Origin of the sequence: Salinibacterium sp. dk2585 (assembly GCF_008001035.1) — a bacterium.
Classification (GTDB): domain Bacteria; phylum Actinomycetota; class Actinomycetes; order Actinomycetales; family Microbacteriaceae; genus Homoserinimonas.
This window is the reverse complement of the sequence record NZ_CP042856.1, coordinates 1839433-1853461: the sequence shown is the minus strand read 5'-3', so window position 1 is coordinate 1853461 and position 14029 is coordinate 1839433. Positions and strand designations below refer to the sequence as shown.

General features: G+C 66.8%; 16 protein-coding genes. 15 read left to right on the top strand and 1 reads right to left on the bottom strand.

The window, feature by feature from the left end; all coding sequences use genetic code 11:
- Positions 1–5 precede the first annotated feature (5 nt).
- The 5 genes from FVA74_RS08710 to FVA74_RS08690 all read left to right on the top strand — a co-directional run bounded on the left by FVA74_RS08710 (position 6) and on the right by FVA74_RS08690 (position 4113).
- Entirely contained in the window at positions 6–1100 is a 1095-nt protein-coding gene (locus FVA74_RS08710; RefSeq protein WP_147721643.1) for a histidinol-phosphate transaminase, read from the top strand.
- Positions 1101–1205: 105 nt separating this feature from the next.
- Positions 1206–1829: an imidazoleglycerol-phosphate dehydratase HisB gene (hisB, locus tag FVA74_RS08705; RefSeq protein WP_147721642.1), complete on the top strand. Its 624-nt coding sequence runs from the start codon at positions 1206–1208 to the stop codon at positions 1827–1829.
- Positions 1826–2467: an imidazole glycerol phosphate synthase subunit HisH gene (gene hisH / locus FVA74_RS08700; protein ID WP_147721641.1), complete on the top strand. Its 642-nt coding sequence runs from the start codon at positions 1826–1828 to the stop codon at positions 2465–2467. Before hisB ends, hisH begins: the two co-directional genes overlap by 4 nt.
- A gap of 111 nt (positions 2468–2578) precedes the next feature.
- The gene (priA, locus tag FVA74_RS08695) at positions 2579–3328 is read left to right on the top strand and encodes a bifunctional 1-(5-phosphoribosyl)-5-((5-phosphoribosylamino)methylideneamino)imidazole-4-carboxamide isomerase/phosphoribosylanthranilate isomerase PriA (RefSeq protein ID WP_147721640.1); all 750 of its coding nucleotides are present in this window, start codon (positions 2579–2581) and stop codon (positions 3326–3328) included.
- Positions 3325–4113, top strand: coding sequence for an SseB family protein (locus tag FVA74_RS08690; protein WP_240792180.1), 789 nt, complete (start codon positions 3325–3327; stop codon positions 4111–4113). Before priA ends, FVA74_RS08690 begins: the two co-directional genes overlap by 4 nt.
- 2 nt (positions 4114–4115) lie before the next feature.
- On the opposite strand, the gene FVA74_RS08685 is transcribed toward FVA74_RS08690, so the two are convergent.
- Complete coding sequence (locus FVA74_RS08685; protein WP_147723140.1) at positions 4116–4442, bottom strand: DUF1844 domain-containing protein; 327 nt, start codon at positions 4440–4442, stop codon at positions 4116–4118.
- Positions 4443–4789: 347 nt separating this feature from the next.
- Between FVA74_RS08685 and infC the strand changes: the two genes are divergently transcribed.
- The 10 genes from infC (at position 4790) to pheT (ending at position 13852) form a co-directional block, all read left to right on the top strand.
- Positions 4790–5395, top strand: a complete 606-nt coding sequence (gene infC / locus FVA74_RS08680; protein WP_147721639.1) for a translation initiation factor IF-3 — start codon at positions 4790–4792, stop codon at positions 5393–5395.
- A gap of 61 nt (positions 5396–5456) precedes the next feature.
- Entirely contained in the window at positions 5457–5660 is a 204-nt protein-coding gene (gene rpmI, locus FVA74_RS08675; RefSeq protein ID WP_147721638.1) for a 50S ribosomal protein L35, read from the top strand.
- A 35-nt stretch (positions 5661–5695) separates the two neighbouring features.
- On the top strand, positions 5696–6082 hold the full coding sequence (rplT, locus tag FVA74_RS08670; protein ID WP_147721637.1) for a 50S ribosomal protein L20: 387 nt from the start codon (positions 5696–5698) through the stop codon (positions 6080–6082).
- A gap of 26 nt (positions 6083–6108) precedes the next feature.
- Positions 6109–6939: an RNA methyltransferase gene (locus tag FVA74_RS08665; RefSeq protein ID WP_147721636.1), complete on the top strand. Its 831-nt coding sequence runs from the start codon at positions 6109–6111 to the stop codon at positions 6937–6939.
- A gap of 50 nt (positions 6940–6989) precedes the next feature.
- A complete protein-coding gene (locus tag FVA74_RS08660) occupies positions 6990–7775 on the top strand; it encodes an amino acid ABC transporter ATP-binding protein (RefSeq protein WP_147721635.1) in 786 nt (261 codons plus the stop codon).
- Positions 7776–7831: 56 nt separating this feature from the next.
- Positions 7832–8659 carry a glutamate ABC transporter substrate-binding protein gene (locus tag FVA74_RS08655; protein ID WP_147721634.1) on the top strand — a complete coding sequence of 276 codons (828 nt, stop codon included), beginning with the start codon at positions 7832–7834 and terminating at the stop codon, positions 8657–8659.
- Positions 8660–8743: 84 nt separating this feature from the next.
- Positions 8744–9391 carry an amino acid ABC transporter permease gene (locus tag FVA74_RS08650; protein ID WP_147721633.1) on the top strand — a complete coding sequence of 216 codons (648 nt, stop codon included), beginning with the start codon at positions 8744–8746 and terminating at the stop codon, positions 9389–9391.
- A complete protein-coding gene (locus FVA74_RS08645) occupies positions 9388–10251 on the top strand; it encodes an amino acid ABC transporter permease (protein WP_147721632.1) in 864 nt (287 codons plus the stop codon). Before FVA74_RS08650 ends, FVA74_RS08645 begins: the two co-directional genes overlap by 4 nt.
- Before the next feature lie 38 nt (positions 10252–10289).
- A complete protein-coding gene (gene pheS / locus FVA74_RS08640; protein WP_147721631.1) occupies positions 10290–11327 on the top strand; it encodes a phenylalanine--tRNA ligase subunit alpha in 1038 nt (345 codons plus the stop codon).
- The gene (pheT, locus tag FVA74_RS08635) at positions 11327–13852 is read left to right on the top strand and encodes a phenylalanine--tRNA ligase subunit beta (protein WP_147721630.1); all 2526 of its coding nucleotides are present in this window, start codon (positions 11327–11329) and stop codon (positions 13850–13852) included. The genes pheS and pheT overlap by 1 nt, the downstream gene beginning before the upstream one ends.
- Positions 13853–14029 lie beyond the last annotated feature (177 nt).

The following is a 14029-nucleotide window of genomic DNA, read 5'->3' as shown; positions in this document are numbered from 1 at the left end:
GGGCAGTGGCATCACTCGCAGACCTCCCCATTCGCGACAATCTCCGGGGGCTGACTCCGTACGGAGCTCCCCAGGAGCAGGTGAGCGTTGCACTCAACGTCAACGAGAACACCCATCCGATTCCGGAGAGTGTCGCGCACGACGTTGTGACGTCCCTGGCGCGGGCCCTCATGGGCATCAACCGCTATCCCGACCGCGAGTTCACGACGCTGCGCGAGCGGCTCGCGAGCTATGTCGGCCACGGCGCGACGGCCGACCATGTCTGGGCGGCGAACGGATCGAACGAAGTGCTCCAGCAGGTGCTGCAGGCGTTCGGAGGTCCCGGACGTTCCGTGCTCGGTTTCCCCCCGACCTACTCGATGCACTCGATCATTGCCGCGGGCACTGACACCACGTGGGTCGCTGGCGAGCGCGACCCCGGCTACGAACTCTCGCCGGCGCTCGTGACGAAGTGGATCGAGAAGACGAAACCAGACCTCGTCTTCCTCTGTGCACCCAACAATCCGACCGGCACGCCCGTCTCCCTCGACACGATCGTCGCGGCATACGACGCAACCGACGGGATGGTAGTCGTCGACGAGGCCTACGCGGAGTTCGCTCCCGAAGGCTCGCCTTCGGCGCTTTCACTGCTCGAGGGCCGCGAGCGACTCATCGTCTCGCGCACCATGAGCAAGGCCTTCGCCTTCGCGGGTGCTCGCGTCGGGTACATGATCGCGGACCCAGCGGTCTGCGACGCGATCCGCCTCGTGCGCTTGCCGTACCACCTCTCTGCGCTCACCCAGGCAGCGGCGGTGGCGGCGCTCGACCACACGAGCGAGATGCTCGGCATGGTCGGCGACATCCGCGGGCAGCGCGACCGGCTCCTGAAGGAGCTGTCCGAACTGGGCTTCACGGTCTGGCCGAGCGAGGCCAACTTCGTGCTGTTCGGGGGAGTCCACCAACCCCACGCGCTCTTCGAGGCGCTCCTGGAACGCGACATCATCATTCGTGACCTCGGAATCCCACACCACCTCCGGGTCACGGCAGGCACCGAGCGCGAGACGACGCTGTTCCTCGAAGCGCTCCGCGACCTTGGCGGAGCATCATTCGGCGCTCGGTGAACACAGCGGCCGCAGTTCCCGCCGCTCGCTAGACTTGATGCGGGCATTCGCCCACCCCAACTGGCTCGCCGCGCGGCGGCGACGCCGCGAGATGAGGATGCAGCAATGGCAGAGCAGGCCGAAACATCGGGTCGTCGTGTCGCGCAGCTGACGCGCCAGACGAGCGAGTCGAGCGTCGAGCTCTCACTTGACCTCGATGGCACGGGGCGCGCCGACATCAGTACCTCGGTGCCCTTCTATGACCACATGCTGACGGCGTTCGCAAAGCACTCACTCATCGACCTCACGGTTCGCGCCACAGGTGACGTCGAGATCGACGTGCACCACACGGTTGAGGACATCGGCATCGTGCTGGGCAAGGCGCTCGCGCAGGCGCTCGGTGACAAAGCTGGAATCTCGCGCTTCGGCGACGCGATGGTCCCACTCGATGAGGCGCTCGTCAGTGCCGTCGTCGACGTGTCTGGCCGGCCCTACCTCGTGCACGAGGGTGAGCCCGCAGGTTTCGAGTTTCACCTCATCGGCGGGCACTTCACGGGGTCGATGGTGCGCCACGTGTTTGAGGCCATCACGTTCCACGCCGGGCTCACAGTGCACGTGCGCGTGCTGGGGGGCCGGGATCCCCACCACATCGCCGAGGCCGAGTTCAAGGCCTTCGCGCGCGCAATGCGCAAGGCGATCGAGCGGGACGCCCGCGTGAGCGGGGTGCCGTCGACGAAGGGCGCCCTGTGACGCTCGCGTCCAAGCCCAGTGTCGTCGTACTCGATTACGGCAGCGGCAACGTCCACTCCGCCGTCAAGGCTCTCGAGCTCGCCGGTGCAGATGTGGAGTTGACGGCTGATCCCAAGCGGGTAGCCGAGGCCGACGGCCTCCTCGTGCCGGGAGTCGGCGCGTTCTCCGCCGTTATGGCGGCGCTCGAGAAGGTTGGTGGCGGCGAGATGATCGACCGTCGCCTCGCCGGAGGGCGCCCCGTGCTCGGGATCTGCGTCGGAATGCAGGTGATGTTCGAGAAGGGCGTCGAACGCGGCGTCACGACCGAAGGGCTGGGGGAGTGGCCTGGCACGGTCGACGAGCTTGACGCACCCGTCGTTCCCCACATGGGTTGGAACAGTGTCGAGGCGCCCGAGGATTCGGTGCTCTTCGACGGTGTCGAGGATGAGCGCTTCTACTTTGTGCACTCCTATGCGGCAAAGGAGTGGGGCATCGACGCGATGCCTCCCTTCCCCGCGGCGCGACTCACGTGGGCCGACCACGGTGGACGATTCCTCGCGGCGGTTGAGAATGGCCCGCTGAGCGCGACACAGTTCCATCCCGAGAAGTCTGGCGGCGCGGGCATCCGCGTGCTCAGCAACTGGCTTCGCACGCTCTGAGTCATCGAATTCGCCGCCGCCGCCTTCCGGAGTAGTATCGGTGACTTGTTGCGCGCGCCACGGCGCAAGCCTTCATTTCCTTCCCCCGGCATGCCCCGAAGAAAGCCCATGATGAGCGAGTTCAACACGACACCCGGCCTTACCCTGTTTCCTGCCGTCGATGTGTCTGACGGCAAGGCTGTGCGTCTCACGCGCGGCGAGGCTGGCAGCGAGACCAGCTACGGCGACCCCGTCGCGGCCGCCGAGGCCTGGGCGGCCCAGGGGGCCGACTGGATCCATCTCGTCGACCTCGACGCGGCATTCGGGCGCGGAAACAACTACGGGATCATCAAGAAGGTGATCCGGCAGGTGCGTGGCTCGCTCAACATCGAGCTCTCCGGTGGCATCCGCGACGACCGTTCCCTCGAGGCTGCGCTTGCGACGGGCGCGAAACGGCTGAATCTCGGCACGGCGGCCCTCGAGAACCCGGAGTGGGCAGCGCATGTCATCGCGGAGTATGGCGAGGCGATCGCGGTGGGGCTCGACGTGCGCGGCACGACCCTCGCAACCCGCGGCTGGACACAGGACGGTGGCGACCTCTGGTCGGTCATGGACCGTCTCGAAGAGGCCGGCTGTGCGCGCTACGTCGTGACGGATGTCACCAAGGACGGTACCATGCAGGGGCCGAACGGCGACCTCCTCCGCCAGGTGCTCGAGCACACCGACAAGCCCGTTATCGCCTCCGGCGGCATTTCGAGCCTCGATGACCTTCTGGCACTGCGGGAGCTCGTCCCGCTCGGGCTTGAGGGTGCCATTGTCGGCAAGGCCCTCTACAACGGCGCCTTCACCCTCGCCGAGGCCTTGGACGTCGCGGGCGCGTGACCTCGGGTTCCTCACACGGCCACCCCATCGGTGGCGCCGACTCGGCCGGCCAGCCCTGGGCGGGCCGTTCATTCGGCGAGACCCCCTTCGCCGATGACGACGGCTCGGCTCCCGCTGCGTTCCTCGCCGCTATCTCCGCCTTTCGACAGGGGGAGGCATCGTCCGCACAGGTCGTCGACATTATTCGCGGATGTCGCTTGCTCGTCCCGCTCGTTGCGTCGCTTGGCGAGGCGGGCACGAACGAACACGGCGTGACGGTCGACAAGAGCGCAGACCTCGCGATCGTGACGGTCGCTGGACCCGACGGGCGTGCTGTGCTCCCCGTATTCAGCTCGGTGGCGGCCATGCAGGCATGGAACCCCTCGGCTCGTCCCGTGCCTGCCGACGCCGTGCGGGTGGCGCTTGCCGCGGCGGATGAGTCGACCGAACTCGTCGTCGTTGACCCGACGAGCGAAACGGAGTTCGTCATCCGCCGGCCCGCACTCTGGGCGATAGCGCAGTCGCTGCCATGGGCGGCGCCGTTCGACAGCGCTGCGATCATCGGCGAGTTCGAGGCATCCGTCGCGTCAGAAGCGGACGTCGCGGCGGTGACGCTGCGCTCGGGCGATCCCACGGCGCGGCTGCAGGGCCCCGAGGCGGTCGTCGAGTTGGCGCTCAGGCCGGGCCTTGACGAAGGCGCACTGCAGGATCTGGTGTCGCGCCTGCAGGACCGGTGGTCACGCAGCGAGGGAATCGCCCTCGGGGTCGACTCCCTCGCGGTCCGCGTCGTGCCCGCTGCGGTCTGACCCTAGGAGACCGGGCCCGTGTACTTCTCGCCCGGGCCCTTGCCGGGTGCGTCGGGGATTGCGGATGCCTCGCGGAAGGCGAGCTGCAGTGAACGGAGCCCGTCGCGCAGCGGCCGCGCGTGCGAGTCGGAGAGGTCGGGGGCAGCGGCCGTGATGAGTCCCGCGAGGGCCGTGATGAGCTTGCGGGCCTCGTCGAGGTCGGTCTCCGCATCGGGGTCGTCGGCGAGACCGCACTTGACGGCCGCGGCGCTCATGAGGTGTACCGCGACGGTGTTGATGACCTCGATCGCGGGCACGTCGGCGATGTCGCGCGTCGCGCCGGCCGGCATGTCGTAGATGTCGTTGTCGTGGGCCTCGTGTCCACCGGGACGCGGGGTATCGCTCATCAAGATTTCCTCTGCTAGAATCGTCCGGGCTCTGGAACCGTTGTCGGTTCCGGATACGAAAGTGGAGATTCTCCCACCCGCGCTTGACCGCCGTGCTTTAAAGGTTACCGGGTTGTTGGCACCCCGCTGACGCGCACCACGTGCTCGTCGGTAGTACTGAAGGGTGCCGTGCCAGTGCAGTTCCGCATCCTGTGCGGGGTCTCTCTGGGTGAATCCTCCCTCTCGTCGCCACGGCATCCGCCGCAGGCCAGGCACACAGTTTTCGCAGACGAGTACATGAGGAGGACCGCATCAGCGATCCCAGAACGAATGACCGAATCCGCGTCCCGGAAGTCCGTCTCGTTGGCCCCGGGGGCGAGCAGGTCGGCGTTGTCCGCATTGAGGAGGCCCTGCGCCTAGCTCAGGAGGCCGACCTGGATTTGGTTGAGGTTGCTCCCAATTCCCGGCCCCCGGTCGTCAAGATCATGGACTTCGGCAAGTTCAAGTACGAGACGGCGCAGAAGGCGAAGGAAGCCAAGCGCAACCAGTCGAACACGATCCTCAAGGAGGTTCGTTTCCGGCTCAAGATCGACAAGCATGACTACGAGACCAAGCGCAAGCGCGCCGAGGGGTTCCTCAAGCAGGGCGACAAGGTCAAGGCCATGATCCTGTTCCGCGGTCGCGAGCAGTCGCGTCCCGAGCAGGGTGTTCGCCTCCTGCAGCGCTTCGCGGAGGATGTCGCGGAGCTCGGCACGGTCGAGTCGACCCCGACGATCGACGGTCGCAACATGGTGATGGTCATCGGCCCGCACAAGACGAAGGCCGAGATCAAGGTCGAGTCGGATGCCCGCAAGGCGTCGTCGAAGGAGCCCCGCGAGGCCCAGGACGAGTCCAGCGAGGCGACGCCTGCGGAGTAGTCCGCACCCCAGTCTTCGCCCGCACGGGCGTGATGAAGCACGACAGTGAACAAGGAGAGAAATGCCTAAGCAGAAGAGCCACTCAGGGGCCAAGAAGCGTTTCAAGGTCACCGGCAGCGGCAAGGTCATGAAGCAGCAGGCCGGCATGCGCCACAACCTCGAGGTCAAGTCGGGGCAGCGCAAGCGCCGCCTGAACGCCGACCAGGTGCTGGCACCCCAGGACGCGAAGGTCATCAAGCGCCTTCTTGGCAAGGCCGGCCGCTGAGCCGCCCCCGCATTCGGAACTAAGGAACAGAGAAAATGGCAAGAGTAAAGCGGGCTGTCAACGCCCACAAGAAGCGTCGGGTCATCCTCGAGCGCGCCAGCGGTTACCGCGGCCAGCGCTCGCGCCTCTACCGCAAGGCGAAGGAGCAGGTCACCCACTCGCTCGTCTACGCGTACCGTGACCGTCGTGCCCGCAAGGGCGACTTCCGTCGCCTGTGGATCCAGCGCATCAACGCTGCGTCGCGCGCCAACGGCCTCACCTACAACCGTCTCATCCAGGGCCTCGGCCTCGCGGGTGTGCAGGTTGACCGCCGCATGCTCGCCGACATGGCAGTGAACGACCCCAAGACGTTCGCGGCCATCGTCGCGACCGCCAAGGCGGCGCTGCCGGCCGACACGTCGGCTCCCAAGGTGTCGGCATAGCCGCACACCCGGCCTAGACTTAGGCCATGCTTGACAACCCGCGCTCACCCCGTGTGCGTGGCGTAGCGAAACTTCGCAAGAGAGACGCCCGGTCTGAGACCGGGCTCTTTCTTTTGGAGGGCCCGCAGGCGGTGTCGGAGGCGCTCGCCTGGCGCCCCGAACTCCTGCAGGAGCTCTACGCCACGCCCACGGCGCTCGAGCGACACCCAGACCTCGCTGCTGCGGCGGAAGAGGCGGATGTCACGGTCGAGTTCGTGACGGAGCAGGTGCTCGAGGCGATGGCCGACACGGTCACGCCGCAGGGCGTCGTCGCCGTCTGTCGACAGTTCCCCGTCTCGGTGCGCGAACTGCTCGCCCCGGGGGAGCCCGGGCGGCCGAGCCTCATTGTCGTGCTCGAGGAGGTTCGCGATCCGGGCAACGCGGGTACGATCATCCGGGCCGCGGATGCTGCTGGGGCGGACGGCGTGATCTTTAGCGGCCGCACGGTCGACCTCTACAACCCGAAGGTGGTCCGTTCGACGACGGGCTCGCTCTTCCACATCCCGGTCGCGGTGGGCGCGGAGTTCCCCGCGCTGCGGGAGCGCCTGCGCGATGCCGGGTTGAGCGTCTTGGCCGCCGACATCAAGGGCGACGACCTGCTCGCTGCCCGCCAGGAGGGCGTGCTGTCGCAGCCGACCGCGTGGCTGTTCGGCAACGAGGCGCGGGGCCTCAGCGACGACTACCTCGCGCTGGCTGACCGGGCCGTCTCGGTGCCGATCTACGGGCGGGCCGAATCGATGAATCTCGCGACCGCAGCATCCGTCTGTCTCTATGAAAGCGCGTTCGCGCAGCGGATCTCGTCGGTTACGAACACGTAACGGCATGACGGATCTCCCCGACAGGGGCCCCACCGGACTACGTTTGGCTCATGACCTCGAGTTTTGAGACCACGAGCAACCCGATCCACGCGGCACCTGGTGAACCTCTCGTCGTCCTGGAGAACGTAGATAAGCACTACGGTGACTTTCACGCGTTGAAGAACATCAACATGACGGTCAACAAGGGTGAGGTCGTCGTGGTCATCGGGCCCTCAGGCTCGGGCAAATCGACCCTCTGCCGCACGATCAACCGCCTCGAGACCATCACCTCGGGTGAGATCCGCATCGACGGCAAGGCGCTGCCCATGGAGGGCAAGGCACTGGCTGCGCTTCGTGCCGACGTCGGGATGGTCTTCCAGTCGTTCAACCTCTTCGCACACAAGACGATCCTCGAGAACGTCACGCTCGGCCCCATCAAGGTGCGGCGCCGGGCGAAGGCAGAGGCGGAAAAGGATGCCCGAGCGCTTCTCGAGCGCGTCGGTGTGGAGGTGCAGGCAGACAAGATGCCGGCCCAGCTCTCGGGCGGCCAGCAGCAGCGTGTCGCGATCGCGCGCGCGCTCGCGATGAAGCCGAAGGTCATGCTCTTCGACGAGCCGACCTCCGCGCTTGACCCCGAGATGATCAATGAGGTGCTCGACGTCATGGTGCACCTCGCAGCCGAGGGTATGACGATGATCGTCGTCACCCACGAGATGGGCTTCGCGCGCAAGGCCGCCGACCGTGTCGTGTTCATGGCGGACGGTGAGATCGTCGAGGAGGCGGCGCCGGAGGAGTTCTTCAGCAGCCCGAAGAGCGACCGCGCGAAGGACTTCCTCTCCAAGCTCCTGACCCACTGAGACCTGCACACAGGGCGGGGTCGCGCTTCGCCGCGACTCCTTACGAAAGGAACAACATGCACAAGAGATCAACACTTGTGGCCACGCTTGCCGCGGCTGCGCTCGTCCTGACCGGATGCGCTGGCGGCGACAGCGATAACGGCGGCGGAACGACCGACGGCGAGGGCACGGCATCGGGTTCGATCACGATTGGCGTTAAGGAAGACCAGCCAGGTCTCGGTTACCTCGACGCAGCGACCGGTGAGCGCAGTGGCTTCGACATCGAGATCGCGAAGTGGGTCGCCGAGGAGCTCGGCTACGGCGAGGACCAGATCGAGTGGGAGGCCATCCCGAGTGCCAACCGCGAGTCTGCCCTCGTGAACGGCGACGTCGACCTCTACGTCGGCACCTACTCGATCACCGACAGCCGGAAGGAGCAGATCGACTTCGCCGGTCCGTACTTCATCACGGGCCAGGGCCTCCTGGTGGCTGCAGACGAAGAGTCCATCCAGAGCGAGGAAGACCTCGCGGGCAAGACTGTGTGCTCCGCAACCGGTTCGACGCCCATCCAGAACATCAAGGACAACTTCCCCGACACCGAGACGGTCGAGTTCGACACCTACTCGCAGTGCGTCGAGGCTCTTCTCGACGGTCAGGTCGACGCAGTGACGACCGACCAGGCGATCCTTCTCGGCTATGCCTCGCAGGACCCCGACAACCTCAAGGTCGTCGGCGAGCCCTTCACGGTGGAGAAGTACGGTGTTGGCCTGCCCAAGGGCTCCGAGCTCCGCGGCCAGATCAACGAAATGTTCACCGAAGGTGGCGACCGCTGGCAGGAGATCTACGACGCGACGCTCGGCCAGTCCGGCACTGAGGTCGAGCAGCCCGAGATCGAGGACTACTAAGCCCTCAACGGATGGCGGCGCCGCTGAGGCGGCGCCGCCATCCCTTCCCGCCGTTTCTCGCCCTTCGAAAGGACTGTCGCTGACGTGGATCCCCTGATCAACAATCTCGACATCTTCGTTCCCGCCTTCAGGAACACGATCATCCTGTTCGTGGTGTCAGGCGTTGCGGCGCTCATCCTGGGCACGATCGTTGGCGGCATGAGGGTCTCGCCCGTGCCAATCATGCGTGGTGTCGGCACGGTCTACGTCAACTTCATCCGCAACACCCCGCTCACGCTGCTCATGTTCTTCTTCGCTTTTGGCTATCCGAAGCTCGAGCTCGGCAAGCTTTCCTACATGACGCTCGCGATCATCGCGCTGAGCCTCTACACGGCGACGTATGTCGCCGAGGTCATCCGCTCGGGCTTCAACACGGTTCCCGTGGGCCAGGCCGAGGCCGCGAGGGCGATCGGGCTTCCCTTCGCGCAGACGATGTCGCTCGTGATCCTGCCCCAGGCATTCCGTGCGGTCATCCCGCCCCTCATGAGCGTGTTCATCGCGCTCCTCAAGAACACGACGGTTGCGGCCGGGTTCTCCGTCTTCGAGGCCGGCGCGATTCGCGCGTACCTCTCTGAGCGCGGCGAACCCGCGATCGTCGTGCTGCTGTGGGTCGCCGCAATCTTCGTCGTGCTCGTGACGGTCCTGTCGCTCGTGCAGCGACGACTTGAGAACAAGTGGAGGGTGGCCCGATGAGCAGCGTGCTCTATGACGTCCCCGGACCGAAGGCGATCCTGCGCAACCGCATCCTCGCGGTCGTGACCGTGGTCGTCGTGCTGGCGATCCTCGGCTTCATCATCTACCGCCTCGCGGTCACCGGCCAGTTCACTGCGGAGAAGTGGCGCATCTTCACGTTCCCGCTTGTTCACCAGAACATCATCGACGCGACGCTGCGTACGCTGTCGGCCTTCGCTGTCGCAGCGGTCGCGAGCCTCGTGCTCGGGCTGCTGCTGTCGATCGGTCGTCTGAGCGATCACGCGATCATCCGCGTGCCGGTCATGCTGTTCACGGAGCTCTTCCGTGCCATTCCCGTCCTGATCCTCATGATGATCATGTACTACGGTCTCCCGCCGCTCGGTGTCACGTTCATGACCCCGTTCCTGGCCGTTGTCATCGGGCTCACCCTCTACAACGGTTCGGTGCTCGCTGAGGTCTTCCGAGCCGGCATCGAGTCGCTGCCGAAGGGCCAGACCGAAGCCGGTTACGCGATCGGGATGCGCAAGTCCGCCGTCATGCTGCTGATCCAGTACCCGCAGGCGATCCGCGCAATGATGCCCGTCATCATCTCGCAGCTCGTCGTGGTGCTGAAGGACACAGCCCTTGGCTTCATCGTGACGTTCCAGGAGCTGCTGTACCTCGCCAAGTTCTACGGCGGACAGGTGACCTACGGCTCGCCAATCATCCCGTCGACGATCGTCTTCGGCACGATCTACATCCTGCTCTGCCTTGCTCTATCCGCGGTCGCGAAGTGGGTCGAGGTGCGCTCGCGGCGCAATCCGAGGATCACGAAGGTGGCACCGGCCGTCCAGGCAGCCAACCAGGTCGAAATCAAGTAGACGGGGGCCCGGCCCGAGGCAGACTAAACTTGAGCCTCGTGTCTGAACCCCTGATCACCGAGTCCCGTGTCGCCGAGGCGGTGGATGCCGCCCTTGCCGCGATCGCGGAGGCCAGCGACTCTGCCGCGCTCAAGTCGGTGCGCTCCGCCCACCTCGGCGAGGCTTCCGCGCTCGCCAAACTGAATGGCGAGCTGCGCAACGTGCCCAACGACCAGAAGGCCGCCCTCGGCAAGCTCGTCGGCCAGGCCCGCGGGCGCGTGAACCAGGCGTTTACAGCGCGCGAGCACGAGGTTGCGGCTGCCGAGGAGACGGCGCGGCTTGCTGCTGAGGCGGTGGATGTCACGGCCCTTGGTTCCCGCTGGACTCCCGGGGCGCGGCATCCGCTCACCCTCCTCATGGAGCAGATGTCGGATGTCTTCGTCGGCATGGGCTGGGAGGTCGCGGAGGGCCCCGAGCTCGAGAACGAGTGGTTCAACTTCGACGCGCTCAACTTCGATGAGGACCACCCCGCGCGCGCAATGCAGGACACCTTCTTCATCGACCCGGTCGATTCGCACCTCGTGATGCGCACGCACACTTCGCCCGTGCAGATCCGTTCGCTGCTGGAGCGCCCGCTGCCGGTCTACGTCGTGGCGCCGGGCCGCACCTTCCGCACGGACGAGCTCGACGCGACCCACACCCCCGTCTTCAACCAGATCGAGGGCATCGCGATCGACAAGGGACTCACGATGGCGCACCTTCGCGGCACGCTCGAGCACCTCGCCCGCGCGATGTTCGGGGAGGAGGCGAAGATTCGCCTGCGCCCCAACTACTTCCCCTTCACCGAGCCGAGCGCCGAGATGGACGTGTGGCAGCCGAACGCCAAGGGTGGCGCCCGCTGGGTCGAGTGGGGCGGATGCGGCATGGTCAATCGCAACGTGCTCCGCGCGGCCGGCATCGACCCCGAGGAGTACCAGGGCTTCGCCTTCGGAATGGGGATCGAGCGCACGCTCCAGTTCCGCAACGACATGAATGACATGCGCGACATGGTCGAGGGCGACATCCGCTTCTCGCAGCAGTTCGGAATGGTGGTCTGATGCGCGTCCCAGCCTCGTGGCTTCGTGAATTCGTCGAGGTCCCCGCAAGCTCGACCCCCGAGGACATCCACGCCGCGCTCGTGCGCGTGGGGCTCGAGGAGGAAGACATCCACCGCGCCGAGCTGAGCGGACCGATCGTGGTCGGCACCGTGCTCGAGTTCGTCGATGAGCCGCAGTCGAACGGCAAGACGATCCGCTGGTGCCAGGTCGACGTGGGCCCGCGGCGTGAGCCTGTCGACACCGAGGGGGAGAGGGACATCCGCGGCATCGTCTGCGGCGCCCACAACTTCTTCGCCGGCGACAAGGTCGTGGTGTCACTCCCCGGCGCCGTGCTGCCCGGCCCCTTCCCGATCTCGGCGCGCAAGACCTACGGTCACGTGAGCGACGGCATGATCGCCTCCGCCAAGGAGTTGGGCCTCGGCGACGAGCACGGCGGTATCCTGCGCCTGGCCGAGCTCGGCCTCGACCCGGAGCCCGGCACCGACGCGATCGCGCTCCTCGGCCTCGACGACTACGCGGTCGAGGTCAACGTCACGCCAGACCGTGGCTACGCCTTCTCGATCCGCGGCATCGCCCGCGAGTACTCCAACTCGACGGGGGCGGCCTTCCGCGACCCCGCGCTCGCGCCCGAGCTGCGTGAGCTCGTCGAGTCCACGCACGAGGGCTTTTCGGTGACGGTTGCGGACCAGGCGCCGATCCGCGGGAACGTCGGATGCTCGGTCTTCGTCACGCGGGTCGTGCGCGGCATCGACCCGACCCGGCCGACCCCCGCATGGATGGTCTCGCGACTCAAGCTCGCGGGCGTCCGCTCCATCTCCCTCGCGGTCGACATCACGAACTACGTCATGTTCGAGCTCGGCCAGCCGATCCACGGCTACGACCTCGCCAAGCTCACGGGGGGCATCACCGTGCGTCGCGCGAACCAGGGTGAGACCCTCACGACGCTCGACGACCAGGTGCGCAAGCTCAGCACGGAAGACCTCCTGATCACCGACAATTCCGGCCCGATCGGCCTTGCGGGCGTCATGGGCGGCGCGACGACCGAGATCTCGGATGCCACGACCGACGTACTGATCGAGGCCGCGAACTTCGATCCAGTCTCGATTGCGCGCACGGCCCGCCGTCACAAGTTGCCGAGCGAGGCGTCCAAGCGCTTCGAGCGTGGTGTGGACCCGCACGTCGCTGAGGCGGCCGCGGCGCGAGTCGCCCAGCTCCTCGTCGAGCTCGCCGGCGGCACGGTCGACACACTCGGGTCGACCCTGTTCGAGGGATCCGCCCCGTCGCCCATCATGCTGCGCGACGGGCTCACGACGTCGCTGCTCGGCGTCGAGTACACGAGCGAGGAGGTGCGCTCCTCGCTCGAAGCGATCGGCGCAAGCGTCGAGGATGTTGACGGCGGGCTCTCCGTGACGCCGCCGTCGTGGCGACCCGACCTGACTGACGAGCCGACCCTCGCGGAGGAGGTCGCCCGACTCATCGGCTATGACCGCATCCCGTCGATCCTGCCTGTGGCCCCTCCCGGCCGTGGCTTGTCACGCTCGCAGCGCCTGCGTCGCGCGGCGTCGAACATGCTCGCGGCGAATGGCCTGACCGAGGTGCAGTCGTACCCTTTCCTCTCGGAGGCAACGCACGCCCGCTTCTCGGGTGATGCTCCGGCCATGCGCCTCGCGAACGCACTCGACGCGAGCGTGCCGCTGCTTCGCCGCAGCCTCGTGCCGGGCCTGCTCGAGACGGCGCGCCGCAACCTCTCCCGCGGCCTCACCGATCTCGCACTGTTCGAGGTCGGCACGGTGTTCCTGCCGGAGGCCGGTCGCGCCTACGGCAGCGGCCCGTTGCCCGTTGGCAACGCTCACCCGGGTGACGAGGTCGTCGCGGCGCTGAACGCCGGCATCCCGCCGCAGCCGTGGCATGTCGCCGCGCTCTTCGTTGGCGAACGAGTCGTGCACCAGCCGGGTATCGGCGCTGTGCCGTCGTCGGTCTCCGACGCGATCGATGCGGCCCGCCAGCTTGCACTTGCGCTCGCGGTCGACATCCGCGTCGAGCAGGGCAATCACCCCGCCTACCACCCCGGCCGCACGGCCGAGATCTTTGCGGGCGAGCGCGTGGTCGGAATCACGGGCGAGCTGCTTCCGGCAATCGCCGACGATCTCGACCTGCCCCGCGTGGTCGCGCTCCTGGAACTCGACCTCGACGCCCTGATCGAGCTCGGTACTCGCGAGGTTGTCACCTCACCGATCTCTGGATATCCCGCCGCGACGCAGGACGTGTCGCTCGTGGTTCCCGTCGAGGTGCCCGCAGGCGATGTGCTTGCGGCGCTCACGGAAGGCGCGGGCGCGCTGCTCGAGAGTGCGCAGTTGGTTGACGACTACCGAGGTCAGGGCATCCCTGAGGGCAGCCGTTCGCTCACCTTCGCGCTGCGCTTCAGGGCAGCCGACCGCACGCTGACGGCGGCCGAGGCATCCGATGCTCGTCTCGCGGGCGTCGCCGTCGCGGCGGAGCGATTCAGGGCAACCCTGCGCGAGTAGTCGAGAGGGGCGCGGTTCGCGCTACAGTGTTCGGGTGGACATGATCCGTGGAACCCTGCTCGGCGAGCGTCGCCTCGAGCTGTTCCGCGCGCGCCGACTCTCGGCGACGTCGCCTCGCTGAGCCCTTCGCTCAGCCGCCGCGTCGCCGCCTCCGGCCTTTCATCGTCCGTTCCTCAT

Coding starts and splice junctions, on each gene's coding strand:
- hisB (WP_147721642.1), top strand. CDS start 1,206: ATGGCAGAGCAGGCCGAAACATCGGGTCGTCGTGTCGCGCAGCTGACG.
- priA (WP_147721640.1), top strand. CDS start 2,579: ATGAGCGAGTTCAACACGACACCCGGCCTTACCCTGTTTCCTGCCGTC.
- FVA74_RS08685 (WP_147723140.1), bottom strand. CDS start 4,442: ATGCCGGCCGGCGCGACGCGCGACATCGCCGACGTGCCCGCGATCGAG.
- rpmI (WP_147721638.1), top strand. CDS start 5,457: ATGCCTAAGCAGAAGAGCCACTCAGGGGCCAAGAAGCGTTTCAAGGTC.
- rplT (WP_147721637.1), top strand. CDS start 5,696: ATGGCAAGAGTAAAGCGGGCTGTCAACGCCCACAAGAAGCGTCGGGTC.
- FVA74_RS08665 (WP_147721636.1), top strand. CDS start 6,109: ATGCTTGACAACCCGCGCTCACCCCGTGTGCGTGGCGTAGCGAAACTT.
- FVA74_RS08660 (WP_147721635.1), top strand. CDS start 6,990: ATGACCTCGAGTTTTGAGACCACGAGCAACCCGATCCACGCGGCACCT.
- FVA74_RS08655 (WP_147721634.1), top strand. CDS start 7,832: ATGCACAAGAGATCAACACTTGTGGCCACGCTTGCCGCGGCTGCGCTC.
- FVA74_RS08645 (WP_147721632.1), top strand. CDS start 9,388: ATGAGCAGCGTGCTCTATGACGTCCCCGGACCGAAGGCGATCCTGCGC.
- pheT (WP_147721630.1), top strand. CDS start 11,327: ATGCGCGTCCCAGCCTCGTGGCTTCGTGAATTCGTCGAGGTCCCCGCA.